This is a genomic window from Pseudomonas sp. MD195_PC81_125, assembly GCF_014060985.1.
GTDB lineage: Bacteria > Pseudomonadota > Gammaproteobacteria > Pseudomonadales > Pseudomonadaceae > Aquipseudomonas > Aquipseudomonas parakoreensis.
The window spans coordinates 1-546 of the sequence record NZ_JABULD010000945.1; the positions used below are offsets into that span (position 1 = coordinate 1).

The window sequence follows — 546 nt, forward strand, 5'->3', positions numbered from 1 at the left end:
GGCCCCAGGCGGCCCATGCACGACATGGGTATCGCACTGATTCCGCCGTTCCTGATTCAACGCGAACTGGCCGAGAAACGATTGGTGATCGCCAACCCGGATGCACTCTCCAGCATCAAGGCGTATTACCTGATGATTCCGGAGCGCAAGGTCGAATCGGCGTCACTCAAGGCATTTCGCGATTGGCTGGTCAATCAGGCAAACAGCTACAGCCTAGAAGGATAAAGGCTTACAACAATTACTAACTCGGTAGTCAGGAAATCCAAAGCCCTACAGATATAAGTATTTGTCGCAAAATCGCAGACTGTATCCGAAAGTCGTACAGACGTCCCACAAGCGCCTGCTGACGTGGCTTTGAGCCTCTATTGGCGACTCATTACGTCCTATTCACGCCGCCGATGAGAATTTTTTTTCAGATTCAGCCAGAATCCTTGCAAGGCACGGCCTGCAAGGGATTCAACTGGCCATCTGCGACATTCGGTCACGGGATGACTTGTAGTTAATTTTCCGTCACCCGTCATAATCCCTTGAAGGCATAAAGTTCGC

1 protein-coding gene is annotated in these 546 nt (G+C 51.1%); it reads left to right on the plus strand.

Features of this window, described 5'->3' with window-relative positions:
• On the plus strand, positions 1 to 225 hold a 225-nt coding region (locus tag HT737_RS30505; protein WP_306287332.1), incomplete at its 5' end, for a LysR substrate-binding domain-containing protein.
• Between the last annotated feature and the right edge of the window lie 321 nt (positions 226 to 546).